The organism is Enterococcus haemoperoxidus ATCC BAA-382 (assembly GCF_000407165.1).
GTDB lineage: Bacteria > Bacillota > Bacilli > Lactobacillales > Enterococcaceae > Enterococcus_L > Enterococcus_L haemoperoxidus.
In genome coordinates, this window is record NZ_KE136480.1 from 299,968 (window position 1) to 326,418 (window position 26,451).

At 38.9% G+C, this 26,451-nt stretch carries 24 protein-coding genes; 4 read left to right on the forward strand and 20 right to left on the reverse strand.

Translation table 11 applies throughout. The features are described 5' to 3' along the window. Positions 1 to 108: 108 nt before the first annotated feature. From fusA to rpsL, 3 genes are all read right to left on the reverse strand, one after another. Positions 109 to 2,196 (reverse strand): elongation factor G, encoded by a 2,088-nt coding sequence (gene fusA / locus I583_RS12160; protein ID WP_010761694.1) that lies wholly within the window; start codon positions 2,194 to 2,196, stop codon positions 109 to 111. An 80-nt stretch (positions 2,197 to 2,276) separates the two neighbouring features. After that, a complete protein-coding gene (rpsG, locus tag I583_RS12165; protein ID WP_010761695.1) occupies positions 2,277 to 2,747 on the reverse strand; it encodes a 30S ribosomal protein S7 in 471 nt (156 codons plus the stop codon). A 56-nt stretch (positions 2,748 to 2,803) separates the two neighbouring features. After that, a complete protein-coding gene (gene rpsL / locus I583_RS12170; RefSeq protein WP_010761696.1) occupies positions 2,804 to 3,223 on the reverse strand; it encodes a 30S ribosomal protein S12 in 420 nt (139 codons plus the stop codon). 352 nt (positions 3,224 to 3,575) lie between these two features. Between rpsL and rpiA the strand changes: the two genes are divergently transcribed. The 3 genes from rpiA (at position 3,576) to gpmA (ending at position 5,878) form a co-directional block, all read left to right on the forward strand. After that, positions 3,576 to 4,253: a ribose-5-phosphate isomerase RpiA gene (gene rpiA / locus I583_RS12175; RefSeq protein WP_010761697.1), complete on the forward strand. Its 678-nt coding sequence runs from the start codon at positions 3,576 to 3,578 to the stop codon at positions 4,251 to 4,253. A 130-nt stretch (positions 4,254 to 4,383) separates the two neighbouring features. After that, complete coding sequence (locus I583_RS12180) at positions 4,384 to 4,971, forward strand: recombinase family protein (protein WP_010761698.1); 588 nt, start codon at positions 4,384 to 4,386, stop codon at positions 4,969 to 4,971. 220 nt (positions 4,972 to 5,191) lie between these two features. Continuing rightward, positions 5,192 to 5,878, forward strand: a complete 687-nt coding sequence (gpmA, locus tag I583_RS12185) for a 2,3-diphosphoglycerate-dependent phosphoglycerate mutase (protein WP_010761699.1) — start codon at positions 5,192 to 5,194, stop codon at positions 5,876 to 5,878. Positions 5,879 to 5,923: 45 nt separating this feature from the next. Here the strand turns inward: gpmA and I583_RS12190 are convergent, their stop codons facing one another. From I583_RS12190 to I583_RS12255, 14 genes are all read right to left on the reverse strand, one after another. Further along, positions 5,924 to 6,259, reverse strand: coding sequence for a hypothetical protein (locus I583_RS12190; protein ID WP_010761700.1), 336 nt, complete (start codon positions 6,257 to 6,259; stop codon positions 5,924 to 5,926). 33 nt (positions 6,260 to 6,292) lie between these two features. Continuing rightward, a complete protein-coding gene (locus I583_RS12195) occupies positions 6,293 to 7,483 on the reverse strand; it encodes an iron-containing alcohol dehydrogenase (protein WP_010761701.1) in 1,191 nt (396 codons plus the stop codon). Positions 7,484 to 7,637: 154 nt separating this feature from the next. Beyond that, complete coding sequence (gene deoD, locus I583_RS12200; RefSeq protein WP_010761702.1) at positions 7,638 to 8,345, reverse strand: purine-nucleoside phosphorylase; 708 nt, start codon at positions 8,343 to 8,345, stop codon at positions 7,638 to 7,640. Positions 8,346 to 8,371: 26 nt separating this feature from the next. Beyond that, positions 8,372 to 9,190: a purine-nucleoside phosphorylase gene (locus I583_RS12205; RefSeq protein ID WP_010761703.1), complete on the reverse strand. Its 819-nt coding sequence runs from the start codon at positions 9,188 to 9,190 to the stop codon at positions 8,372 to 8,374. A gap of 10 nt (positions 9,191 to 9,200) precedes the next feature. Then, a complete protein-coding gene (gene deoB, locus I583_RS12210; protein WP_010761704.1) occupies positions 9,201 to 10,367 on the reverse strand; it encodes a phosphopentomutase in 1,167 nt (388 codons plus the stop codon). Positions 10,368 to 10,460: 93 nt separating this feature from the next. Next, entirely contained in the window at positions 10,461 to 11,423 is a 963-nt protein-coding gene (locus tag I583_RS12215) for an ABC transporter permease (protein WP_010761705.1), read from the reverse strand. Beyond that, on the reverse strand, positions 11,423 to 12,556 hold the full coding sequence (locus tag I583_RS12220; protein ID WP_010761706.1) for an ABC transporter permease: 1,134 nt from the start codon (positions 12,554 to 12,556) through the stop codon (positions 11,423 to 11,425). Before I583_RS12220 ends, I583_RS12215 begins: the two co-directional genes overlap by 1 nt. Beyond that, the gene (locus I583_RS12225; protein ID WP_010761707.1) at positions 12,549 to 14,114 is read right to left on the reverse strand and encodes an ABC transporter ATP-binding protein; all 1,566 of its coding nucleotides are present in this window, start codon (positions 14,112 to 14,114) and stop codon (positions 12,549 to 12,551) included. The genes I583_RS12220 and I583_RS12225 overlap by 8 nt, the downstream gene beginning before the upstream one ends. Positions 14,115 to 14,295: 181 nt before the next feature. After that, entirely contained in the window at positions 14,296 to 15,393 is a 1,098-nt protein-coding gene (locus I583_RS12230) for a BMP family lipoprotein (protein WP_010761708.1), read from the reverse strand. A gap of 309 nt (positions 15,394 to 15,702) precedes the next feature. Then, complete coding sequence (locus I583_RS12235; RefSeq protein WP_010761709.1) at positions 15,703 to 16,098, reverse strand: cytidine deaminase; 396 nt, start codon at positions 16,096 to 16,098, stop codon at positions 15,703 to 15,705. Positions 16,099 to 16,122: 24 nt separating this feature from the next. Next, positions 16,123 to 16,785 (reverse strand): deoxyribose-phosphate aldolase, encoded by a 663-nt coding sequence (gene deoC / locus I583_RS16770; protein WP_034683556.1) that lies wholly within the window; start codon positions 16,783 to 16,785, stop codon positions 16,123 to 16,125. Between the two features lie 18 nt (positions 16,786 to 16,803). Continuing rightward, entirely contained in the window at positions 16,804 to 18,105 is a 1,302-nt protein-coding gene (locus I583_RS12245) for a pyrimidine-nucleoside phosphorylase (protein WP_010761711.1), read from the reverse strand. A gap of 137 nt (positions 18,106 to 18,242) precedes the next feature. Beyond that, positions 18,243 to 19,256: a LacI family DNA-binding transcriptional regulator gene (locus tag I583_RS12250; protein WP_010761712.1), complete on the reverse strand. Its 1,014-nt coding sequence runs from the start codon at positions 19,254 to 19,256 to the stop codon at positions 18,243 to 18,245. A 202-nt stretch (positions 19,257 to 19,458) separates the two neighbouring features. Further along, on the reverse strand, positions 19,459 to 19,944 hold the full coding sequence (locus I583_RS12255) for an AmiS/UreI family transporter (protein ID WP_010761713.1): 486 nt from the start codon (positions 19,942 to 19,944) through the stop codon (positions 19,459 to 19,461). 192 nt (positions 19,945 to 20,136) lie between these two features. On the opposite strand from I583_RS12255, the gene add reads away from it, so the two are divergent. Then, on the forward strand, positions 20,137 to 21,144 hold the full coding sequence (gene add, locus I583_RS12260; RefSeq protein WP_010761714.1) for an adenosine deaminase: 1,008 nt from the start codon (positions 20,137 to 20,139) through the stop codon (positions 21,142 to 21,144). A gap of 192 nt (positions 21,145 to 21,336) precedes the next feature. On the opposite strand, the gene I583_RS12265 is transcribed toward add, so the two are convergent. The 3 genes from I583_RS12265 to I583_RS12275 form a co-directional block, all read right to left on the reverse strand. Further along, entirely contained in the window at positions 21,337 to 24,093 is a 2,757-nt protein-coding gene (locus tag I583_RS12265) for an endo-beta-N-acetylglucosaminidase (RefSeq protein ID WP_010761715.1), read from the reverse strand. A 193-nt stretch (positions 24,094 to 24,286) separates the two neighbouring features. Further along, positions 24,287 to 25,585, reverse strand: coding sequence for a family 20 glycosylhydrolase (locus I583_RS12270; protein ID WP_034683559.1), 1,299 nt, complete (start codon positions 25,583 to 25,585; stop codon positions 24,287 to 24,289). A gap of 1 nt (position 25,586) precedes the next feature. Then, positions 25,587 to 26,450, reverse strand: coding sequence for an ROK family protein (locus tag I583_RS12275; RefSeq protein ID WP_010761717.1), 864 nt, complete (start codon positions 26,448 to 26,450; stop codon positions 25,587 to 25,589). Position 26,451: the final 1 nt, after the last annotated feature.

Genomic DNA, 26,451 nt, shown 5'->3' on the forward strand with positions numbered 1-26,451 from the left:
TATTTTATTTGATAGATAGTTTACAGCTACCTGATCATCTTTAATTAGTTTAACCGAAATCGTTAGAAAATCCTAGTCATAAATAAGCTTACGCCAATTTCTTAACTATTATGCGTTGTTTCCGCCATTTTTCTTGATGATTTCTTCTTGTACAGATTTTGGTACATCTTCATAGTGATCAAAGACCATCATAAACGTACCGCGACCTTGTGTTGCTGAACGTAATGTTGTCGCGTAACCGAACATTTCAGCTAGAGGCACCATCGCGTTAACGATTTGTGAGTTACCGTGTGCTTCCATACCCTCAACACGTCCACGACGACTTGTAACGTGTCCCATGATATCACCTAAGTAATCTTCTGGTACAGTGATCGTTACTTTCATCATTGGTTCTAAAATTACAGGCATTGCTTTTTTAGCAGCCGCACGTAGCGCCATAGAAGCAGCTACACGGAAGGCTGTTTCATTTGAATCGACATCATGGTATGAACCATCGTAAAGTTTTGCTTTAATATCAACTAATGGATATCCAGCAAGAACACCGTTGTTCATAGATTCTGCCAAGCCTTTTTCAACCGCAGGGATGTATTCACGAGGAACCACACCACCGACGATAGCATTTTCAAATTCGAAGCCTTTACCTTCTTCGTTTGGTGTAAATTCAACCCAGACATGTCCGTATTGACCTTTACCACCAGACTGACGTACAAACTTACCTTCTGCCTGCGTTACAGGAGCACGGAAAGTTTCACGATATGATACTTGTGGAGCACCAACGTTTGCTTCAACCTTGAACTCACGTCTCATACGGTCTACTAATACGTCTAAGTGCAATTCGCCCATACCAGAGATAACTGTTTCACCAGTTTCAACGTTTGTTTCAACGCGGAATGATGGATCTTCTTCTGCAAGTTTTTGCAGAGCCACACCCATTTTATCTTGGTCAGCTTTTGATTTAGGTTCAACAGCAACTTGAATAACTGGTTCTGGGAACTCAATTGATTCAAGAATAACTGGTGAATCTACCGCACATAAAGTATCACCAGTTGTTGTATCTTTCAATCCAACAGCGGCAGCGATATCTCCTGAGAACACTTTGTCAATTTCTTTACGTGTGTTCGCGTGCATTTGTAAAATACGACCGATACGTTCTTTTTTGTCTTTAGAAGCGTTCAATACGTATGAACCACTTTCAAGGACACCAGAATAAACACGGAAGAATGTTAGACGACCTACGAATGGGTCAGTCATAACTTTAAATGCTAGTGATGCAAAAGGTGCTTCGTCATCAGCAGGACGAGTTGTTTCTTCGTCTGTTTTAACGTCGATCCCTTTGATCGCTTCAATATCTAGTGGTGATGGTAAATAATCAAGAACTGCATCCAACATTAATTGAACACCTTTGTTCTTGAAGGCAGAACCAGCCATTACTGGGAAGAATTCAACATTGATTGTTGCTTGACGGATACCCGCTTTTAATTCTTCGTTCGTAATTTCTTCACCATCTAGATATTTCATCATTAGGTCTTCATCAGTTTCAGCAACAGCTTCTACTAATTTTTCGCGCCATTCAATTGCTTGTTCCATATATTCTTCTGGAATTTCAGTTTCTTGAATGTCTGTACCTAAGTCATTTGTATAGATTTCAGCTTTCATCGTAATTAAATCGATGATCCCTGTAAAGCTATCTTCTGCACCAATTGGCAATTGGATTGGATGAGCATTCGCTTGTAAACGATCATGTAATGAGTTTACAGAGTATAAGAAATCCGCACCGATTTTATCCATTTTATTACAGAAAACAACACGTGGAACTTTATATTCAGTTGCTTGACGCCAAACTGTTTCAGTTTGAGGTTCAACACCTGATTGTGAGTCAAGAACGGTTACAGCACCATCTAATACACGTAGTGAACGTTGAACTTCAATAGTGAAATCCACGTGTCCTGGTGTATCGATGATATTTACACGGTAACCTTTCCACTCTGCAGTTGTTGCAGCAGATGTGATAGTAATACCACGTTCTTGTTCTTGTTCCATCCAGTCCATTTGTGATGCACCTTCGTGCGTTTCACCAATTTTATGGATTTTACCAGTATAGTATAAGATACGCTCTGTTGTTGTTGTTTTACCAGCATCAACGTGCGCCATAATACCGATATTACGAGTGTTTTCTAACGAAAATTCTCTTGGCATTCTAGGTTTCTCCTCTCTTTATTTAAATCGATTGTAAAGTGACTGTCTGTAGTAAAGTTAAATTACATACAGAGAGGATCTTACCAACGATAGTGTGCAAACGCACGGTTAGCGTCCGCCATTTTATGTGTGTCTTCACGTTTTTTAACAGAAGCACCAGTGTTATTGGCAGCATCCATGATTTCTTTCGCTAGACGTTGTTCCATTGTATGTTCACCGCGTAGGCGAGCATAGTTAACAACCCAACGTAGACCTAAAGTTGTACGACGTTCTGGACGAACTTCAACTGGTACTTGATAGTTAGAACCCCCAACACGGCGAGCTTTTACTTCTAGTACAGGCATAACGTTTTTCATTGCTTGTTCGAAAACTTCCAATGGATCATTACCTGTAGATTCTTTGATGATATCAAATGAATTATAGATGATATTAGCAGCAATCCCGCGTTTTCCATCAACCATTACACGGTTAATCAAGCGAGTTACTAATTTTGAGTTATAAATTGGATCTGGTAAAACATCGCGTTTTGTAACAGGACCTTTACGTGGCATCCGTAACTCCTCCTTCCGAAAATTCTTTATTGTATAAGACCATAGTGATTGTCAAATTATTTAGCAGCTTTAGGCATTTTAGTACCATATTTAGAGCGGCTTTGTTTACGATCTGTAACGCCAGCTGTATCAAGCGCACCACGTACGATATGATAACGTACCCCTGGTAAATCTTTTACACGTCCACCGCGTAATAATACCACGCTATGTTCTTGTAAGTTATGACCGATACCTGGGATATAAGCTGTTACTTCGATTAAGTTAGACAAACGAACACGGGCATATTTACGTAAAGCCGAGTTAGGTTTTTTAGGTGTCATTGTTCCCACACGAGTACAAACCCCACGCTTTTGTGGTGAGTTTACGTTCGTTTGAGATTTCTTAAAACTATTATATCCTTTGTTCAACGCTGGTGAATTAGATTTCTCCACCTTTGATTTACGAGGTTTACGTACTAATTGATTAATTGTAGGCATTCCTTGTTTCCTCCTTCCTCATTTCGCATCTAGTTCCACACATCCAGGTGGTTCTTTTTTAGCGATAAAAAATAATGCAATCTCTGCACTCATTATCAAATATGCTTCGATAGACAGTCAGCACGTCTCCAACGAGAGACCTGTAGATAAAGCACCTTTGCTAGGATAGCATGATAATTCGGGTCTGTCAACCACTTATCACTCTTTTTCTATTAAAATGAGTAGTTTTTTACATCTTTACTTATTCCAACATTAATATAGTAGAAAATACTCATTTTTCTAAATCTTTCTATCTTTTTATGTCGTTTAACGGTACAATATCTTTGATTATTTGAAAGGGGCAAACAAGCGGATGAATCTTAAACAAATGGCAGGAATCGAAGCAGCAAAATATGTAGAAGATGGTATGATCGTAGGTTTGGGAACAGGATCTACTGCGAAATTTATGGTGGATGAAATTGGTCGACGAGTAAAAGAGGAAGGTTTATCTATCGTTGGTGTAACCACATCAAAAGAAACTGAGCGTCAAGCCATCGAATTGGGCATTCCTTTGAAAGGGATCGATGACGTTCCTTATGTCGATCTGACGATTGATGGAGCAGATGAGATCAGTGAGGATTTTCAAGGTATCAAAGGTGGCGGTGCTGCTTTATTATTCGAAAAAATCGTCGCAACGTACTCAAAAAAATGCATATGGATCGTTGATGACTCAAAACTTGTGAAAAAACTTGGTAAATTCCCATTGCCTGTTGAAGTCGTTCCATACGGTAGTCAACAACTGGTTCGTTTATTTGAAGAAAAAGGGTATGCGCCTGTTTTACGTACAACGTCTACTGAAGAAACATTGGTCACGGATGGCGGTCATTATATTATCGATCTTCATTTAGAAGAAATCACTGACCCCATCGCTTTAGGTGCTTATTTAGATCAGTTAGTCGGTGTCGTTGAACATGGATTATTCCTTAACATCGTTTCCACTGTTATCGTCGGCGGAGAAACAGGCCCAAAAACCATCCACGTACCAAAATAGAGAATTATTTGAATACGATTTGAAAAGAAAGAAAAAGATTAAAGAAAGATAAAAAAACAGCTATCATTTCGTCCAGTTATATGCTACATTTTTAGTATCCTATTTTACTTTTTACTAGAAAGGACGAACGATGAAAATAATTGGTTATGCACGTACAACAATCAATGACAATGATTTAGATGCTCAGATCAACATTTTATCTGACTTTGGTTGCGATGAAGTTTATCAAGAATCTTTCGACATCACAAATGACAAACATCTCATTTCTGAGCTTGAGACTGTCCTAAACGGTTTAGAAACAGGCGACACTTTAGTTATCTGCCGTTTAAACCGCTTAGGTCGCTCTACGCGTCAATTGACGGAACTAACACAAACGTTCAAAGACACTGGTATTCATCTAGTCAGCCTACATGAAGAGATCGACACCCGGCATCCAATGGGAGAGATTTACTTCAAGTTAATGAATGGTTTGGCAACGATGGAATGCGATCTAATCACAGAGCGTACTTTAATCGGATTGAGCAATGCCCGAAAAAAAGGCAAGATTGGCGGACGACCTAAAATAGATGCACGAACAGTAAAAAAAATCCGACACTTATATCACGAGAAGAAAGAAACTATTCAATTTATTTCTTCAAAATGCAATGTTTCTGTCGGCACTTGCTACAAATACATCAATTTATCTGAAGCTGATGTTGCCAAGCTCTCTCAAGAGTAACAAGTATATAGTTGAAATTTTTCTCTAGAAGAGTGCAGTCAATCGGCTGTACTCTTCTTGTTTATTTCACTTACCTTAGATCAGCCTAGCGTAAACGAACTACGCTAGCTAGCCTTTCCAGTATTTTTTACTAATTTACAATGGAAATCTATTTTAAAACGGTGTACAATAGAACAGGAAATGAAAGTTTCAGAAACTACAACTCAAAGGAGAGCTATACATGCCAAAATTAGTATTTTCTCGTCATGGACTTAGTGAATGGAATGCGTTAAATCAATTTACAGGTTGGGCTGACGTAGATTTAGCACCACAAGGTGTTGAAGAAGCAATCGAAGGCGGACGCAAAATCAAAGAAGCTGGAATTGAATTTGATGTAGCTTATACTTCTGTATTAACTCGTGCTATCAAAACTTGTAACTTAATTTTAGAGAACTCAGATCAATTATGGGTTCCTCAAATCAAATCTTGGCGCTTAAACGAACGTCACTATGGTAAATTACAAGGTTTAAACAAACAAGAAACTGCTGAAAAATATGGAGATGACCAAGTACACATTTGGCGTCGTTCTTACGATACTTTACCTCCATTGATGGAAGCGACTGATGAAGGTTCTGCAGCAAACGATCGTCGTTATGCAATGTTAGACCAACGCGATATTCCAGGTGGAGAAAACTTGAAAGTTACTCTAGAACGTGCGTTACCATTCTGGCAAGACGAAATTGCTCCTGCTTTGCTAGACGACAAAACTGTTTTAGTAGCCGCTCATGGTAACTCTTTACGTGCTTTAGCGAAACATATCGAAGGTATTTCAGATGAAGATATCATGGATCTTGAAATACCAACAGGTCAACCACTTGTTTATGAATTAAACGATGACCTAACAGTAGCTAAAAAATACTACTTATAAAAAACTAAGACTCCTGAAACTGTATAGTTTCAGGAGCTTTTTTACTTATTTCTCTAATACTTCTTTTAATTGTTGTAGCCGATTTGCGATAACTTCTCTCTGTGTTACAAATTCAAAGTCTGACATATTATAGTGAACATCATATTGTCCATCCACCAAACGTACCATGATTGAAGATCTCACTTCCTCTTGTAACGCATCTTTTTGCAACTCTTCACGATAAAATATCCAACTTGTATTCAGTATATCAATAGCTGTTTTCAAGTCAGTTTGAATAATTCGGCTAATTGTTTCAACTAAGTCTGGTTGTTCTATTTCTTTAAAATAAGCATACCAAAGTGTCCGGTTTTCGGAATACGTTTCATCAAACAACTGCTTCATAGAACTATCCCCTTCTCGCGTCGTTAATCTTAGTTACGCAAAACTAGATTCAGTTAAACATTCACGGTAAATCGCTTCAACATCCGATTCAGCTAACGGAACAAAGGCATCCGTTTTAATCGTGCTGTGTGCAACTGCTTGTTTCGCCATTTCTCCAAATTTTTCCTCATCGATTCCAACAGCTGGTAATGTCATAGGAATATCGCATGCTTTGAAGAAATCATAGGTTGCTTGAATGCCCTTTTTCGCCGCAAGCATTGGGTCAGTCTCAACGATTCCCCAAACATTATGAGCAAACTGTGCAAATCTAGCTACTGTCTGTTCTGAAAGTACATAGTTCATCCAGCGCGGCGTCAAAATAGCCAATCCAATGCCATGAGTAATATCATAAAAGGCACTTAATTCGTGCTCCATCGCATGACATGACCAAACACCATGTTTACCATTTCTTGTCAATCCATTTAGTGCTAAACTACTTGACCACATCAAATTAGCACGAGCATCATAATTATCAGGTTCAGTAAGCGCAATTGGGCAATTTTTAATGACTGCACGCATCAGACCTTCTGAGACAAAGTCTTGCACATCTGTTCCTTCGGTTATATTAAAATAGCTTTCAAATAAGTGGCTTAAGATATCAGCAGAACCTGCCGCTGTTTGATAAGCCGGTACAGTAAATGTCGTGGTCGGATCTAAAAATGAAACTTTCGGCATCATTGCTGGACCACCAACACCTAATTTTTGGTTTGTTGCTAAATTTGTGATCACAGCACCAATATTCATTTCACTACCCGTTGCAGCTAAAGTTAAGATCGTAACAATCGGTAAGGCTTCACCTTGGAACCCTTTGCGCGCTGCTATGACTTCCCACGGATCTTCATCACTATAAAAACCTGCCGCAATCACTTTGGAACAATCAATCGTCGAACCCCCACCTACAGCTAAAATCACATCGATATCATTTTCACGACATAACACTACGCCTCGACGAACTGTTTCAATACGAGGATTTGGTTCTACATCGCTTAATTCGATAACTTTATTTTGATTTTTTGCAAGTAACTCAATCACTTGATCATATAACCCATTTTTCTTGATACTACCGCCGCCATAAACTAACAGTACATTTTTTCCATAAACATTTAGCACATCTGTCAACTCTGTTGCCAAACGATCTTTCCCAAAACGAATATCTGTTGGTACATAAAATCTAAAATTATCCAATTTTTCTTCCTCCATTCAATTTAGGTTTCTTATTTATATAATAATCTATCAAAAAAGAGTGTCAAGAAAAAGAAATCTTTAACCCTTCTCGATTAAATCGTAGTATAAAAACAGCTCCATCTAAAATCAGGAGCTGTTTGGTTACTTATTTTTATTAACTATTGATTGCTGTTTCCAATCCTACTTCGATCATATCATTGAATGTTGTTTGACGTTCTTCAGCAGTTGTTTCCTCACCTGTTACTAAACTATCGCTAACAGTCATGATCGCCAACGCTTGTACATCAAATTTTGCTGCTAAATAATATAATGCTGCAGCTTCCATTTCAATTGCTAAGACACCTAATTTACCAAGTTCAAAAACGCCATCCATGCTATCTTTATAAAAGACATCATCAGACAACACATTCCCAACATGGGTAACAAAACCTTTTTCTTTTGCCGTTGTGTATGATTTTAACAACAAATCAAAATCAGCGATTTGAGGGAAATCATATTTAGGGAAATCATTACGAATCATTGAAGAAGGCGTTGCTGCCGCTTGTGCAATTACTAAATCTCTCACACGGACTTTCTCTGAGATTGATCCGCAAGTACCAACTCGAATCAATTTTTTTACACCATAAGAATTAATCAGCTCGTGAGCATAAATTGTCGCAGAAGGCATTCCCATTCCTGTTCCTTGAACGGAAACACGTTCGCCTTTATACGTACCTGTGTAACCCAACATCCCTCTTACTTGATTGTAGCACACCGGATTTTCTAAAAATGTTTCGGCGATGTATTTCGCACGTAATGGATCTCCCGGTAATAAAATTTTATCTGCTATTTCGCCTTGTTTGGCTTCGATATGAACACTCATATTTCTTCTCCTTTATAATGAAACTTTTATAGTTCTGCTAATGTCGTTTTGATCAATTCTTTAAATTGAGATTTGACACGCTCTGTTGTTTCTACAACTTCTGCATGATTTAAACTACTTTGCATACCAGCAGCTAAGTTTGTGATGCATGAAATTCCCAAGACTTTCAAACCGCTATGAGCCGCAACAATGACTTCTGATACAGTGGACATTCCAACTGCATCAGCCCCCATCGCACGAGACATGCGAATTTCAGCTGGTGTTTCATATGTTGGGCCTGAATAGCCCATATAAACGCCTTCTTGTAATGGTACATTCTGTTCTTTTGCCACTTTTTTAGCAATTTCAAAGTAAGCAGGCGTATAAGCATGACTCATGTCTGGGAAACGTGGTCCCATCGCTTCGTCATTTTCACCGATCAACGGATTATCTCCCGTAAAATTGATATGGTCTGTGATCAACATCAAGTTACCTGGCGTGAAGTTTTCATTTACGCCACCAGCAGCATTGGTTACTACGATTGAATGAGCGCCCATTGCAGCCATTACACGAACTGGATATGTCACTTTTTGCATTGAATGGCCTTCATAATAATGGAAACGTCCTTGCATCGCTAATACTTTTTTCCCAGAAAGTGTACCATAAACTAACTTACCAGCATGCCCAACAACTGTTGAAACCGCAAAATGAGGCACTTCTGAAAAAGGAATCGCAATGGCATCTTCTACTTCATCTGCCAGCTCACCTAAACCAGAACCTAAAATCAAGCCAAAATCAACTTCTCCAACGCCTTTTTCTTTTAAAAATGCCGTTGTCTCTTTTAACATCTCACCTAGTTTTGTCATTATTTCTCTCCTATACCAGTTTATTTAAAAAGCTTTCGCCATTTTCTGTTTTTGGAACAGCAAAGTTTTCAGCCACAGTTGCTGAAATATCTGCATAATGACCTTGCGGCAAACTACCTTGGCCGTTCATTTTTTTACTGTAAACCAACAATGGAACGTACTCTCTTGTATGATCGGTCCCAGGGAATGTTGGATCATTTCCGTGATCAGCTGTGATCATTAGTAAATCATCTTCTTCCATTGCATCAATGATTTCTGGAAGTCTCAAATCAAACGCTTCAATTGCATGAGCATAGCCAACTACATCACGACGATGACCATATAATGCATCAAAATCAACTAGATTAGTGAAACTTAAACCTTCAAAATCTCGTTTCATCACGTTAAGTAATTGATCTACACCATCCATATTGCTTTTCGTACGAACCGAATCTGTAATCCCTTGGCCATTAAAAATATCATTGATTTTTCCAACTGCAATCACTTCTTTGCCATTATCTTTCAATGAATCAAGAACTGTATGACCAAATGGGTCTAATGCATAATCGTGACGGTTACTTGTTCTAGTAAAGTTCCCAGGTTCACCCACATATGGACGAGCAATGATACGACCAATCATGTAAGGTTCATCTTTGGTAATATCACGAACATACTGACAAATACGGTATAATTCATCCAACGGAATGATTTCTTCATGCGCTGCAATTTGCAACACTGGATCAGCAGACGTATACACGATCAAATCTCCTGTTTCCATTTGATGTTGGCCATAGTCATCAATGACTGCAGTTCCACTATATGGTTTATTACAAACAATTTTACGTCCTGAAAATTCTTCGATTTGTTTTAATAATTCATCTGGAAATCCATCTGGGAATACTCGGAAAGGTTTTTGAATATTTAAGCCCATGATTTCCCAGTGACCAGTCATCGTGTCTTTACCGACTGAAATTTCTTCTAATTTTGTTGCATAACCTTTATGATCAGCAACAGCTTCTACATTGTGAAGAGGAGCGATTGTTCCTAGTCCTAGATTTTCTAAATTAGGAATTGTTAAACCGGCTTCTTTTGCGATATGACCTAATGTATCACTACCTACATCGCCAAATTTTTCAGCATCAGGTGCTTCCCCGATACCGACTGAATCCATTACAACTAAATGCACACGTTTAAACATAACCATCCTTCTTTCTTAGTTTTACTTACTATTTGATAAAAAGGGCATGACTTTAGAAATTGTCCCATAGCCCCGCCCTTTTATACTCTATATTTATTTAGATTTGATGTAATTTTTCCCAATTGCTTTTGGTCCAGAAGCTTTTCCTAAGAAAACGACTAAAACAATAATGGTCAACACATATGGTGCTGCTTGTAAATAAACAGCTGGTATTGATGAAATTACTGGTAAGTTTGATCCGGCAATACTGATATTTTGAGCAAAACCGAAGAATAATGCTGCTCCCATTGCACCTAACGGATTCCATTTACCAAAGATCATCGCCGCCATTGAAATAAAGCCTTGTCCAGCAATCGTTGTTACTGCAAAACGACCAGCGATCGTTTGAGCAAAAACTGCTCCACCGATCCCACCTAAAAAGCCAGAGATCAAAACACCTGCATAACGCATTACGTAAACATTGATTCCAAGTGTATCTGCTGCTTGAGGATTTTCACCGACTGAACGAAGGCGCAATCCAAAACGTGTTTTGAATAACACGAACCAAGAAAGAATAGCAACCAGAATCGCTACAAAAGCTGGTAAAGTTGTTTGTTTGAAGAACAAGTCTCCCAAAATAGGAATATCCTTCAAAATCGGGAATGAGAAGTAACCAAATGATTCTGTGATCGTATCTGTTTGGCCTTTTCCATAGATTACTTTGATTAAGAAAATACCCAAAGCTGGTGCCATCAAATTGACCACCGTTCCACTGATGATGTGGTCCGCTCTTAAATTAATTGTTGCAACTGCATGGAGTAATGAGAATAGCATCCCAACCACTCCGCCTACCAGACAAGCAAGCCAAGGCGTTGCTGCACCAAAAGTTTCAGCAAAAGTTAAATTAAATACGACTGAGCTAAAAGCTCCCATAACCATGATTCCTTCAAGCCCTACGTTTACAATACCACTACGTTCGGAAAAAGTCCCACCCAAAGCCGTGAAAACTAAAGGAGTAGAATAAACCAAAGTTTGTGTAATAATCGGCGCTAATACAGCGATTAATGCAATATCCATTAGATTTTTCCTCCTTCTTGACTTGTCGGATCTGATTTTCCAACTAATTCTTCAACAATCGCAACTTCTTTTTTACTACCTGAAGCTTTCGCTAATAAGAAGCGGATCAAATAGCTGATTGCCACAAAGAAAATAATTGCTGCAATAACAACATCCACTAATTCGATTGGCACACCTGCACGAAGCGGCATTCCTTGACCACCCAGCTTCAGTACACTGAAGAGGATCGCCGATAAGAATATCCCGACTGAACTTCCTGCTCCCAGCAAGGAAATAGCCATTCCGTCAAATCCAATACTCAATGAAGAGCCCTGAACAAAGAAGTTGCCAAATGTTCCTAATCCCAGAACCACACCGCCAAGACCAGCTAGTGTTCCTGAAATAACCATTGACATCACAATTGTTCGTTTACTGCTCATCCCCGCATATTCAGAAGCGAATGGATTTAAACCAACTGAACGGATTTCATAGCCTAATGTCGTTTTCTTCATAAGGAACCAAATCAACACTAAGAAAATAAGTGCCATAAAAATACCAATATTCAAACGAGAACCGCTACTTAATTCTTTCAAAAATCCTGTTCGCAAACTAGCATTTTCTCCAATGACTTTCGTAACACCTTTGTTTGTCATCAAATCTTTTGACATTACATTGTTAACAATGTGCGTACTTGTATAAAGAAAAACATAATTCAGCATGATCGTAACGATTACTTCACTTGTACCAAAGAAAGCACGTAGTAATCCTGGAATCGCTGCAGCCAGCGCTCCAGCTAATGCCCCTGCAAGAACCGCTAATGGCAGAACAACCATTCGAGGTGCATCCGGCATAGAAAGTGCTACCCAAATACTTGTTACCCAACCACACAACGCTTGACCTGAAAGACCGATATTAAAGAATCCAGCTGAATTTGCTACTGCAAATCCTAACGCGGTAAAAATCAAAGGTCCTGCTGTTACAAAAATTTCGCCGATACTTTTCGGACTTTGAAATGCAGTCTTAAGCATCGCTTGGTATCCAGCAATTGGATCCTGCCCTGAAATTAACATAATAATTGCACCGAGAATAAATCCCATCAATACTGATAAAATAGGAACTAAAATATTCCGTATTCTTTCTGACCGATTATTCAACTGCCTCACCCGCCTTTTGACTTAATTCGGCTCTTGCTTCTTCTAATGAATACCCAGCCATTAATAATCCTAATTCGTTTTCACTCGTTTCTTTTGGATCAACGATTCCAACGATTTTTCCTGCATGAATAACCGCGATACGGTCTGATACATTTAAAATCTCATCTAATTCAAAACTAACAACCAATACCGCTTTGTCTTTATCTCGTTGTTCAATCAAACGTTTATGGATATATTCAATCGCGCCAACATCCAATCCACGAGTTGGTTGAGAGACAATCAATAAATCAGGGTTACGATCAATTTCTCTAGCAATAATTGCTTTTTGCTGATTACCTCCTGACAGCGCTTTGGCTGGAACTAGTTCATTGACTGTTCGTACATCATATTCTTCAATCAATCTACGAGCGTAGGAGTTGATCTGATTGTAATTCAAAACGCCAGTGTTACTTAATGGCTTTTTATAGTAGGTTTGTAACGCAATATTTTCGGCCAATGTCATATCTAAGATCAATCCATATTTATGACGGTCTTCAGGCACATGTCCAACACCTGCTTCTGTAATCGCACGGGGTTGTTTGTTCGTGATTGCTGTCCCTCTTAATTCAACTGATCCACTTTCTGATTTACGTAATCCAGTTAAAGCTTGAATCAGCTCTGTCTGACCATTACCATCAATTCCTGCAATCCCGACTACTTCACCTGCCCGTACATCTAAGCTAAGGCTTTTAACCGCTTCTAAACCACGACTTTCTTTCACAACTAAATCTTTGATTGAAAGAACTACTTCTTTAGGTTCTGGCGCTTTCTTTTCTGTTTTAAACGAAACAGAACGCCCTACCATCATGTCCGCTAATTGTTGTGAAGAAACATCTTTGACATTTACTGTATCAATACTTTGACCACGGCGAATAACTGTACAGCGATCCGCTACTTTTTTAATTTCATCTAATTTATGTGTAATCAAGATGATTGATTTGCCTTCTTGTACAAGTCCACGCATAATTTCCATCAACTCATCGATTTCTTGAGGAGTCAAAACTGCTGTTGGCTCATCAAAAATCAAGACATCTGCTCCGCGATACAACGTTTTCAAAATTTCCACTCGTTGTTGCGCTCCTACAGAGATATCCCGAATATATGCACTTGGATCTACCGATAGTCCATACTGCTCAGAAACTCGTTTGATTTCTGCTGTTGCCTTTTTACGGTCTAATACACCAGCATTTGTTGGTTCGCTTCCTAGAATAATATTTTCCGTTACTGTAAAAGCATCTACCAACATAAAGTGTTGATGGACCATCCCAATTCCTAAACGATTCGCTGCAGTGGGGCCATTGATTGTTACCTTTGAACCGTTCATAAAGATTTCACCCGAAGTTGGTTCTAATAAACCGGATAAAATATTCATCAGAGTTGATTTCCCTGCACCATTTTCTCCAAGCAATGCATGGATTTCTCCAGGCCGGACAGTTAAGTTGATATTATCATTCGCCTTAAATGTTCCAAACTGCTTAGTGATATTGCGCATCTCAATTACATAGTTTTCCTGAGCCACATTTTTCACTTCCTAACAATTTAATCACTTGCATCATCTATTAATACGGTACTTCTAAAAAAATAAAGTAGCTTTTAGGCACTTAAAGAAAGAAAATGAATAGTTATATGATTCGTTTTCCTTCTTTAAAAGCTTAATAAACTCTTAGCGCTGCTATTACCACAGCGCTAAGTAGAGTAATTTATTCTTTTACATCTTTTGGCACTTCTGGAACAGTGATTTTTTCAGCGATGATTTCTTCTTTCGCTGCATCAACCGCTTTTTGTGCTTCGTCTGATAAATAGCCTTTTGTCAAATCAACGCCGCCATCTTTCAAACCGTAAACCAAGTGTTCGCCGCCAGGGAATTTATCTTCTAATGCACGATTAGAGATGTCTTGTACTGCAGCTCCTACACCTTTAAGAGTTGATGTTAAAGTGAAGTTATCTTCTTTACCATCTTTTGTTTTGTATTTACCTTCTTTGTCTTGGTCACTATCTACACCAATAACCCAAACTTTGTCTTTTGAACCTGTTTCATTCAAGTCTTTTGCTTCTTGGAAAACGCCTTGACCTGTACCTCCTGAAGCATGGAAGATGATGTCAGCGCCTTTTTGGTACATAGAAGCAGCTAATGCTTTCCCTTTAGCAGGATCTCCAAATGAAGCAGCATATTCAACTTCAACTTTAATGTCTTTGTTCAATTTTTTCGCTGTATCGATTACACCTTGGTGGAAACCAGCTTCAAAACGGTCAATAACCGCGCCTTCTTCACCACCGATAAACCCTACAGTGTTTGTTTTTGTTGTATGTGCTGCTGCTACACCAGCTAAATATGAAGCTTCTTGGTCTTTAAATGTTGCAGATACTACGTTATCTTTTCCTTCGATGACACTATCAATGATACCAAATTGTGTATCTGGATTTGCATCAGCTGCAGTACCGATAGAATCAGCTAATAAGTAGCCAATACCAAAGACTGTTTTAAATCCGTTAGAAACGGCTGTATCAATATTTGTTACGTATTCTGAAGCGTCGTTTGATTGAATATAATCAAAACCATCTGCTCCTTTTTTCAAATCATGTTCTTTACCCCAAGCTTGTAAACCTTCCCAAGCTGATTGGTTGAATGAACGGTCGTCTACCCCACCGATATCAGTAACGATTACAACGCTATGATCAGCGTCCCCACCTGCTGATTTTCCACCTGTTGAATCTTTTTTACCTCCACCACATGCTGCTAATGCAACTGTTAAAGCTAGTGCAGTCAAGCCAAAACCAAATAATTTTGCTTTTTTCATCTCTGTAAAGCCCCCTAAAATAGTTTTATATTTTCAACAGCCGGATGACTGAATGAAACAAGATAATAGTGAAACAACTCTCTCTTCGGTCGTCTTGTACTTTTCAACATCAAATCACTTTGTTCATTGTGTTTCTAAGCAAAGCGGAATGAACCGCTTAGACCTCGAACAACCAAAGTAGGTACCTTTTTACATCAACTCTTTTCATTCGTTGTGTATCAAGGCAATTAGGAAAATGATAGAAAGATGTTTTTTATCTTTCTAGCATTTTATCTATTTGTTGAGAGGTTTGGTTCATGTAGCTAGATCTCATAAATCTTTTTCCGTAAATGCATATGGTAATAATTCGCCGACAGTCATTTCTTTCGTCACACCATGTTCGCCAACTAATGTAACTGGCATTTCAGGCGCAAAAAATTCAGCCATCACTTGGCGGCACGCACCGCACGGAGAGATTGGCTCAGGTGTATTCCCTGCAATCACTATATGTTGAAACTCGCGTTCCCCTTCTGAAACAGCTTTGAAAATCGCTGTCCGTTCGGCACAATTGGTCAATCCGTATGAAGCATTTTCGATATTGACGCCTTGATACGTTTGTCCCGATTTGGTAACGAGGCAAGCTCCCACTGGAAAGTGAGAATAAGGTACATATGCTTTTGTTAATGCATCGTCTGCAATAGCTAACCATTCTTGTTTTGCTGTCATTTGTCCGCCACTTTCTTCTTTAGATTAATAACCTGCTCCTGTAGCGCCTTCCATGATTGCAACACCAGCACTTGTTCCGATACGTGTAGCACCTGCTTCGATCATCGCTTGTGCCTCTGCTTCATTATGAATCCCGCCAGAGGCTTTGACCCCCATATCTGGCCCTACTGTTTCACGCATTAGTTTAACATCTGCTACAGTTGCTCCACCTGTTGAAAAACCAGTTGACGTTTTGACGAAATCTGCACCAGCTTCTTTAGCCAGTTCACAAACCTTGATTTTTTCTTCATCTGTAAGTAACGCCGTCTCGATGATTACTTTAACTAAAGCTTTGCCTTTGGCTGCATCAACAACTGCTTGAATATCTTTTAAAACTTTTTTGTATTGCTTAGATTTTAGTGCACCGACATTAATGACCATGTCAACTTCTGTGGCACCATTGTTGATTGCATCCGTTGCTTCATAGGCTTTTACTTCTGATGTATTAGCACCTAAAGGAAAACCAATTACTGTACAAACATCAACAGAAGTTCCTGCTAAGTGTTCTTTTGCTAAGGCAACCCAACATGGATTGATACAAACTGAGAAGAATTCATATTTTTTTGCTTCTTCAATAATTCGTAAAACATCCTCTTCTTTTGCATCTGCTTTTAAAATAGTGTGGTCAATCATTTGATTTATTTCCATTATTTTTTTACACATCCTTTATGCTGTTATTATATCATGAATCAGCTCAGGTTCAGTGCCAGAACTGCCGATTTCGATATTTTTATATAAAAGTTCTTTTACGTTCTCAATTGATTCTGAATTGGCATAAATAGTCAGCAACGATTCTCCTGATTCAACTGGCATACCGACTTTTTTATGAAGCTTGATGCCTACAGCATGGTCGACTGAATCTTCTTTCGTCGCTCGTCCTGCACCTAAAAGCATTGCGGCGATACCGATTTCATTTGCAACGATTTTTTGTACAACTCCAGCTGTTTTTGCTGGTAACTCTATTTGATATTTGGCTGTTAATAAACGATCTGGGTGATCGATGATACTATCATCTCCCCCTTGATTGCGAATCATCTCACGGAATTTATCCAAGGCTTTCCCTGATTCTAGCGCCTCTTTTAACATCGCACGCGCTTCGTCTAATGTATCAGCTTTTTTAGCTAAAACAACCATTTGACTTCCTAAGATATAACACATTTCCATTAGATCTTCCGGTCCTTTTCCTTGAAGTGTCTCAATTGCTTCAACAACTTCTAAGCTATTGCCAATTGCTTCACCTAACGGTTGGGACATATCCGAAATCACTGCCATTGTCTGACGGTTGGCTAAGTGTCCGATTCGAACCATTGTTTGAGCTAAGCGGCGTGCTTCATCAATGTTTTTCATAAAAGCACCTTCACCTGTCGTTACATCCAAAACGATCGCATCAGCTCCAGCTGCAATTTTTTTACTCATGATGGAACTTGCAATCAACGGAATCGAATTGACTGTTGCAGTAACGTCACGCAATGCATACAATTTTTTATCGGCTGGTGCTAACTCACCAGATTGGCCGATGACTGCTACATGGCTTTCATTTACCAATCGAATAAATTCTTCATCCGGTATCTCTACATGAAATCCAGGAATCGCTTCTAACTTATCAAGAGTCCCACCGGTATATCCAAGTCCTCTGCCAGACATTTTGGCTACACTAGCACCAACACTTGCAACAAGTGGTGCTAAAATCAACGTTGTGGTATCACCAACACCGCCAGTAGAATGCTTATCGACCTTTATTCCTTTGATCGATGAAAGATCAATCATCTCACCTGAATTAGCCATAGCCAATGTCAGTGTTGTAATTTCTTCATCCGTCATATCTTTGTAAAAAACAGTCATTAAAAATGCGCTCATCTGATAATCCGGAATATCCCCTTTGGTATAGCCGGAAACAATGAATTGAATCTCTTCATCTGTTAAAACCAGTCCATCACGTTTTTTCTCGATCAAATCTACCATTCTCATGCTTTTTTCCTCCGAATCAATCCTCAAGGATGTATTATACACTAAAATCATTCAGGTTAAAACCTTTTAGTAAAACAGTTTACTAACGCTTACATATTTTGAAAACGCTTATAACACGAACATTAAATCAAATCACTCTAATTGTCAATCGATTTCGTGCTATTTCTTAAAATAAATGTTGTATCAAATATTTTATTTGGCATTTTTTTCTCTGGGTCATTGATTGCTTCTACCAAAAATTGCGCTGCATAAAAGCCAATATCAAAACTAGGTTGATAAACTGTAGTTAACCCTGGCACCAAGTATTCTGAAATTTCTAACCCATCGAATCCGATAACCGAAATATCATCTGGAATCTTTTTTCCATCCTCTTCAATCGCCTGATAAGCACCCATTGCCATTTCATCATTTCCACAAAAAATAGCTGTAATTTCTGAATTTTTCAATACGTTTTTGGCCGCAATATAACCACCACCTAAATTCAAATCTCCACTGCTCATGTATTCCTCTCTTACTGGAATACCATTATCCTTTAGCGCATGCTGATACGCGGTTACCCGTTCTGTCAGCTGATAGTAACCATCATTTTCTTTCAGCATAGCAATATGCCGATGCCCTTGTTCAATCAACGAACATACCGCTTGATAGGCACCTTCATATTCTTTTACAATCAAACGGCCGTTTTCTCGAGGATTGATACCACGATCGACCAAAATCACCGGAACTTTACGTTTGTTCTTATTCCGCAAAATATGATCCACCGGCAAAACATTAGGCGTCGCAAAAATGATTCCATCAACTGAACGATGCACCAGTTCAGTAACGTACTGCGTCGCCTTATCTTCATCGTGCTTTGAATTACACAATAAAATCATGTAGCCCAATGAATTCAAATACGTTTCTACACCCTCGATTACTTTAGCAAAGAAAAAATCGGTTACATCAGGCACGACCATACCAATTGTTTTTGAATGGCGAGTGATGATGTTTGAAGCAAAATAATCTGGCTTGTAATCATATTCTTCTACCACAGCTAGAACCTTATTTCTTGTTTTTTCACTAAAACGGCTGCCTTTGTCATTGATGATCTGTGACACCGTCGTGACCGATACACCTGCCATATCTGCAATTTCTTTAATCGTCAATTTCATCGTTCATTCTCCCTTTATTGACAAGACCTACCAACCATGTCAACGTTTTCAAAACACATTTCGAATGACTCTAGTTTAGCAGAATTTTATGGAATAGAATAGCTTAACAAAAAAATCCTGCTATTCTCACACAAAAATAGCAGAACCGCTCACCGATTTTTTATATCAACTCAAACACTGCCAGCAAGCGATCAAATTATTTTTACCAGTTATTTGTTAACATTAAAAATCCTGGAATCCAACATGTGACAACTCCTTCAAAAATCGCATAATACAACACAGGTTTGCCAATTTCCTTTTTCAACACATACTCAATGAAACCTGTCAGCCATAAAATCCCCCATGATAACCAGATCAAGGCAAAACGCCAGTCACCATCGACTGTATAGGATATATAGGCTGCTGGAATCGTATTTACTGCCACAAAAAAAGCAAATATTCCATAAATACGCATATCTAAATCAAAGATATAAATCAGACCAACCATCAAATAAGTAAACGCAAATAAATAACCTGTTCCTGCATCATAATAGGCACCTCTAAATAAATAAATCGTGTTGATCATAAAAGATAAACTTCCTGTCATCAAGTTGATCAAGCCTGTCGATTTTTTGTCTACACCAGCTAACCCACAATAGCCATTGCTGATCAGTGTGATTGCTACAAATAATAGTCCTACTCCTAACACTACATTCCCTCCAATGACTTATCAAAAAAAGACCGTTTTCTACTGAAATATTTTACTTTAAAATGCTGAAAAAAACCACCTTCTTCTACAGATCGTTCCTCTCTTATTGACAGCACCTGTAACACGTGTTAAAGTCTTCAAAATACTTACTGAGCGCAACCGTCGTTCCACCAAGACAGAGAGGATGATACCGTGAAACGTGAACATGTTAAAAATCTACCTAAAATCGAGCTGCATTGCCATTTAGATGGATCGATTCGACCTGAAACTTTACGAAAGATAGCAGATCAGCAAGGCATTTCTCTACCTGTAGATAATAAAAAATTAAAAGAGTTGTTAGTCGCACCTATTGATTGCCAAGATTTAAATGACTATCTAGAACGGTTTGATTTAGTTTTAACTTGTCTGCAAACAGAAGAAGCATTAAAAACAGCTGCAATCGATGTTATCAGTCAAGCAGCAGAGGAAAATATCCAATATATCGAAGTCCGATTTGCCCCATCTCTCCACACTGAAAAAGGACTCTCTTTACCTAAAATAATTACAGCAGTTTTAGCAGGGCTCGAATATGGTCAACAACAATTTGGTGTAAAAAGTAACGCCTTATTGTGCGGCATGCGCCACGAAGAATTAGCCGATATCGAAAAAGTTGTTCGCTTAGCTGAAGAATTTAAGACAAACGGTATCGTTGGTTTCGACCTTGCTGGAAATGAAATAGATTTTCCACCCTATACCTTCGAAGAAACCTTAAATTTAGTCGATCACTTAAATATTCCATTAACACTTCACGCTGGCGAATGTGGTTGCGGGAAAAATGTTGCGGATGCTATTCATCTAGGTGCCAAACGAATTGGACACGGTATTGCGTTGAAAGACACACCAGAATACTTTTCATTGTTGCAGGAAAAAGATACCTTAATCGAAATGTGCCCTACGAGCAACTTCCAAACCAAAACCGTCACTCACTTAGCAGATTATCCTTTCAAAACATTCTTGGATAACGGTATCAAGATTTGCATCAACACAGATAATCGAACTGTCTCTGATACAACATTAACAGATGAGTTTATGAAACTTCACGAATGGTATGGCATTACTTATGCCGATATGGAACAATTGAATCACAACGCAGTCGCGGGTGCTTTCATCTCTGAAAATGAAAAACAAATCCTTCACGAACAGTTAACGAATAATTATTGATTCGTTTCAACACAAAAAAGGTAAAATGGGCGTCTTACGAAGCATTCTACCTTTTTTGCGTCTTAGTCAAGACAAACATTTTTCTCCAAAGGACTTCAACTCATAGAGCTTTAGCTCTTATAAGTCGATATGATCGAAATGGAGCGTGTTTGCTTTTTTCTCACCATTTATTTGAATTTAGCGTGCGAACCTTTAGTTTCGTCCCACACCATTAACGATTCCCGTTTGATTTACTCCAATAATCTGCCAATCATAAATTCTAGCCGTTTTTCCATTTTGTTCCGCTTTTTCTAACGAAAGTTTGACATATCTAGATTCAACTAAACTAATGGCATCCCGACTACTATCTGAAGTATTGCCTCGATGCTGAACAACGGTTGTCCAATTATTTCCATCACGGCTTACGGAAATATCATAATCTCTGGTATTCCATTCCGGACTTTCACCACCTGCTTCAGCATGAAATAACGTAAAACCAGAAATAGTTTTGACTGCGCCTAGATCTGCTATCATCCATGGTTTATCGTTTGCATTATCACACCACTTCGTAGTTACATCACCATCCAGTGCAAAGCGATAACTTTCACGGTCATTCGTATAACCGGAACCTTGAGTAGCTGTTGTAGTTGGTAGCGTAGAGAGATTTTCTATTGTGATGCCAGCACTTGGATCATAAACATGTAGATAGTTTTCTTTAATAACTGCCGTCTCGCCAGAAGCATTCACTGCTGTAGCTTTTACTGTATAAACACCTGATTTAGTAAAAGAAAATGTGACTTCTTTGCCTGATGCGGTTTGCGGTGTTGCGCCCATCACTTCCCAATTGACGGTTTCCGTAGATTTTGAAACAGTCGCAGATAAGGTGATCGTGTCCCCTGCTGGAATCAGTGTGCTGCTAGCATTGACTGCTATCTCCGGTTTTTTCAATGTTTCAAATGTATAAATCGCTGAAGTGCCTTTATTTTGTTCTTCTCGGCCATAATGGTCAACTGGAATCACCCGATAGCTAGTATTTTCCCCTTTTCGCTCTTGATTTAATAGGGTATAAGAATGATTGGCTGTTTCACCTTCAAATTGCAGTTGCCCCCCAACTTCCCGATAAATGCGGTAAGAAGCAGTATTTTCGCCTTTAGTCTGCCAACTCATTCGAATACTTTCAGTTAAATCATCTACTACTGTTTTTCCAGAAAAAACAAGATTACTAACAGTACTGACTGGTGTTTTCTTTTCTTTGCCAAGTTTTAATTGCCCTAAATAAATCGTTGTAGGACCACTCTCCGTCTTTTTCACATTCAGCCCAACTGCTGTCACAGTTTGATCGTTTGCAGGTTTTAATGAATAAGTCGTTTGTACCCAGCCATTCGCTAAAGCTTGTTGTTGTCCTTGAATGGTTAAAGGTTGTTCCTTTCCTTTTAGCTCTAGGACTAAAGAAGCTTCATCGGCTCCTTTCGTCACTACTGTTGCTGTATCTGATGCGTTAACTTTTAATTGAGAAGCGTATAATTTAATAAAGGTTTGTTGTTCCGCTGTCATCGCTCCAGATAACTTAATCGATGAACCGCCATTAAATGCGTCTTCATAGCTTATTGCTGCTTCAAGTTGATTACCTTCTTCATTATCAATGACCCAACGATACGTCGGTAAAACATCTTGAACACTACGATTATTAAAGGTTCCTTCTTTTGCTTTGGTTCCATTTAGATAAAAAGCATCTCCATTCCCCACATTAAAATTCGTTAAAAAAGGGAAACTTGTTACAGGCGTTTTTTCTACATAATAACGGGAAACACCTTGCCACTCGTTTTTCGGACTTTCTACATTACGAGGGTCACCTTGAGGATTTATCCAAAGTAATTTTTCATTTTCCCAATAACGTTCAATATCGTATTGACCACCATCTCGTAACGTCCAATCCGGACAGTAGAGACCTAAAGACACCAGTGGCTGACCATTTCCATCTAAGATACTACTTGGCTTCCGGCGGCTATTTACACCGTTTGCTTGAACATCGATTCCAGCAAACAAATCATACGGATCTCGTTTCAACTGAGTTGCTTTTTCCCTAGATGAAGCGAGACCTTGCCAACGAAAATCAATAAACATCTTATCGGAAACACGTTTTTCCCCTTCTTGGAAATACCCTTGGTTTTGCTCATTCAACGCTCCTTGCCAGTCGACATGGCCATTTGGAAGCATAGAGTCATACCAAATAACTTGCTGATTTCTAGGTTTACGTACCTGTAAATAGCTCATGAATTCTTTCATTGCGCTGGCAGTTTGTGCATCAACATTGGTTTCTTGATTGATAAACCAGCCATCAAACCCATAGGCAGCGGACATTTCAAGTAGTTTATCCGCCATTGGGAAATTGCCGTTTTGATCTTTTTGCACAAATTGCGCTACCCATTCCGCTTTTCCACCATATGCTTCTGGCGGAAAGAAAACTGTCCCTACGACTGGCACGCCATTTCGATGCGCCGAATCAGTGACATCACCACTTGGTGGAACGATGATTCCTTCGCCAGAAGAGCCTGCCCAAGCCACCAAAGTATCTACATATTGCCAGTTGGTAAAATTATAGACAGCTTTATCTGTCCCGCCTTGAGAGGGCGTTCCTTTGGTATGTCGATTTACGATTGCAATCGACAATACTTTGGCCTCTGTACTTTGATCGGCATTCATTTTCTTCCCTTTCACTCTAGTGGCTAAAGGAACGTTAGATACATTAAACGGCGCATCCGGGTCATTTTTGGGCGTCCATTTTAGTAAGGTTTCAGGAAATAAAGCTGTAGATTCTGGTACTTGATCAAACAACGGGATAGTTGTTTCCTGACTCACTTCAGTTGACTCTGCGTAACCATTTGCTACGAACATCACATTTGCTCCAATCGTCAAAGCAAGCGCAGCGCTCGATAAACAAAACATACTTTTCAAAGTTTTTCTTTTCAATGAATGAACCTCCTTAGTCTTTTGCCCAAAGTTTCAGCATTTTTCATTCTTACACAAAATGTTAACGTTTTCTTTTTGTTTTATAAATAGACAAACTATAGCATTTATATCAAAAAGTATAGGTTTCATTTACACGTGACCGAAAAAGTCAGCTGAAATATTGCGTTTCCCACATTCTATTTCAGCTGTCAGTTTAGTCGATTTTATGAAAATGAAAAGAAAATCCTTCCATTAATTTTGTAAGCTCTTCTATGATTTCTTTTTCAGTTTTTGCTTCTGGTTTATCGCACCATACCGCTAAAGCTGCACCTTTTACTTGTTTTTGATTCTGTAGCGGAACTTGTTGTTCTGAAGAAAACAGGTTTGGCTGCCATAGATATTTTAGTTTTTCCACAGTAGGATACGTATAGCCAGCATTTTCCCCTAATACATAATAAAGATAATTGTCATTGAAATTGACGACTGAATACCCTGCATCCAAAAATGTTTGGATTGGAGCCATTTCTTTTTGCCATTTCGTCCAATAAGTAATCTCAACAGCTTTCGTTAAAGTGGAGGTTTTACCATTTCTGAAAAATGCATCATTCCAAACTCTAGGCACAAAGCCACGCGCTTTGACAAATTTTGCAACTGTATTGACGTAAGATTCAAATTTTGTTATACCCCCATCAGCTAAGCTTGGATACAGTTCAATTTGATCAAAATCAATAAACTCATCTGCACCGATATGAAAATAACGGCTATCAGTAAAAAGTGCCATGTATTCATCATATAGTGACAACGCAAATGCTACAGCCTCTTCGTTTGTAATAGCTAATGCGGAAGGAATGTTGGTTATTTCCTCCTGCGGCTTTTTTATTGTTAGTTGCCACTGCGGGTGCGTCTTCAATAGCTGTTCCATATGCCCAGGTGTATCAATATCTGGAATAATCTCGATCGATAAGTAGGCAGCATAACGGATCAAGGCTTTTATTTCTTTTTTTGTCAGAAAATTTTCTGAAACAAGTTCAGGATACTTTTCTGATTCAATCCGAAATCCTGTATTCTCGGAAAAATGTACCTGTAAAAAGTTAAAACCATACAAGGCCATTTGCTCCAAAATTTGGCGTAATTTTGAAAGGGAAAAATATTTTCTACCGATATCCAACATAACGATTCGCTCAGTTAAAACCTCACGGAATTTACCGGATTTAATTTCACTTCCTGCTTTTATTTGCTGCGCTAAATACATCATCCCTCGAAAAGCAGTCAACGAACTATCAGCTGAAATCATGATTGTTTCAGCTACCTCGATCACAAATGTATCGTTTAGCTCTGATGAATTTTTTACAATAATAGTCGCTAGTTCTGGTTTATCGATAAAACAAATTTGTTTCTCTAACAACTGCATGTATAAATGCGTTATCCTTTCTTTTTCGCCAACAAAAGCTTCCACTAGAAAAACACGGACTTCGTTCATCTCAGACACAAATGAGGTCTTATTCGCGTCCATACTATGCACACTGTTCCTTCGCCAATAACAAACAACCCATCGTTCCACTATTATCGCCTAAATCACAGCCGACAATATACTCTTCTAAAACAGGCAACGCCACATAACCGCCTAGTTGCTGTACTAAAGATGCTCTAATTTTCGGTAGAAGATGGGTTTGTTTCATCACGCCTCCACCTAAAATAATTTTTTCAGGAGAAAGAACTAACGTATAATTCATCAATGCTTGCGCCAAATAAAAAGCTTCCACCGCCCAAACATCATGACCTGACTCCAACTGTTGCCCTTTGATTCCTGTTCTTTTTTCCAAAGCAGGTCCTGCAGCAAGCCCTTCTAGACAATGATCATGATAAGGACAAGTACTTTCCAATGTATCATTTGGGTATCGCTGCACAGAAATATGTCCCATCTCAGGATGACTAAATCCTTGCAGGACGGTTCCGTTGACTACCGCACCGCCACCCACGCCTGTACCAACAGTCAAATAGATACAACTTTGCGTTTCTTTTCCGGCTCCCAAATGCATCTCGCCGTACGCTGCTGCATTAACATCTGTCGTCCAAGCTAGCGGAATATCATAACGTTCTTTTAACGCACCCAAAAGATTTACATTTGTCCAACCTGGTTTTGGTGTAGAGGTAATATAACCGTACGTACTTGATTTGCGATTCACATCGATTGGTCCAAACGAACCTATCCCTAAAGCTTTTAAGTCATAGGCATCAAAAAAGGCAAAAACTTGTTCTAATGTCGCTTCTGGCAATGTCGTCGGCAAACTGATTCGTTCAATGATATTCAGCTCTTCATCTGCGACAGCGCAAACGAATTTTGTACCGCCTGCTTCAATTGATCCATAATAAGTCATT

Excerpts from the sequence above, each read along its gene's own strand:
- I583_RS12235 (WP_010761709.1), bottom strand. The coding sequence starts at position 16,098 with ATGACAGCAAAACAAGAATGGTTAGCTATTGCAGACGATGCATTAACA.
- I583_RS12275 (WP_010761717.1), bottom strand. The coding sequence starts at position 26,450 with ATGACTTATTATGGATCAATTGAAGCAGGCGGTACAAAATTCGTTTGC.
- rpiA (WP_010761697.1), top strand. The coding sequence starts at position 3,576 with ATGAATCTTAAACAAATGGCAGGAATCGAAGCAGCAAAATATGTAGAA.
- I583_RS12180 (WP_010761698.1), top strand. The coding sequence starts at position 4,384 with ATGAAAATAATTGGTTATGCACGTACAACAATCAATGACAATGATTTA.
- I583_RS12245 (WP_010761711.1), bottom strand. The coding sequence starts at position 18,105 with ATGAGAATGGTAGATTTGATCGAGAAAAAACGTGATGGACTGGTTTTA.
- deoB (WP_010761704.1), bottom strand. The coding sequence starts at position 10,367 with ATGTTTAAACGTGTGCATTTAGTTGTAATGGATTCAGTCGGTATCGGG.
- rpsL (WP_010761696.1), bottom strand. The coding sequence starts at position 3,223 with ATGCCTACAATTAATCAATTAGTACGTAAACCTCGTAAATCAAAGGTG.
- deoD (WP_010761702.1), bottom strand. The coding sequence starts at position 8,345 with ATGAGTGTTCATATCGAAGCCAAACAAGGCGAAATAGCAGATAAAATT.
- gpmA (WP_010761699.1), top strand. The coding sequence starts at position 5,192 with ATGCCAAAATTAGTATTTTCTCGTCATGGACTTAGTGAATGGAATGCG.
- I583_RS12270 (WP_034683559.1), bottom strand. The coding sequence starts at position 25,585 with ATGGACGCGAATAAGACCTCATTTGTGTCTGAGATGAACGAAGTCCGT.
- deoC (WP_034683556.1), bottom strand. The coding sequence starts at position 16,785 with ATGGAAATAAATCAAATGATTGACCACACTATTTTAAAAGCAGATGCA.
- I583_RS12230 (WP_010761708.1), bottom strand. The coding sequence starts at position 15,393 with ATGAAAAAAGCAAAATTATTTGGTTTTGGCTTGACTGCACTAGCTTTA.
- I583_RS12250 (WP_010761712.1), bottom strand. The coding sequence starts at position 19,256 with ATGAAATTGACGATTAAAGAAATTGCAGATATGGCAGGTGTATCGGTC.
- fusA (WP_010761694.1), bottom strand. The coding sequence starts at position 2,196 with ATGCCAAGAGAATTTTCGTTAGAAAACACTCGTAATATCGGTATTATG.
- rpsG (WP_010761695.1), bottom strand. The coding sequence starts at position 2,747 with ATGCCACGTAAAGGTCCTGTTACAAAACGCGATGTTTTACCAGATCCA.
- I583_RS12205 (WP_010761703.1), bottom strand. The coding sequence starts at position 9,190 with ATGACAAAACTAGGTGAGATGTTAAAAGAGACAACGGCATTTTTAAAA.
- I583_RS12190 (WP_010761700.1), bottom strand. The coding sequence starts at position 6,259 with ATGAAGCAGTTGTTTGATGAAACGTATTCCGAAAACCGGACACTTTGG.
- I583_RS12215 (WP_010761705.1), bottom strand. The coding sequence starts at position 11,423 with ATGGATATTGCATTAATCGCTGTATTAGCGCCGATTATTACACAAACT.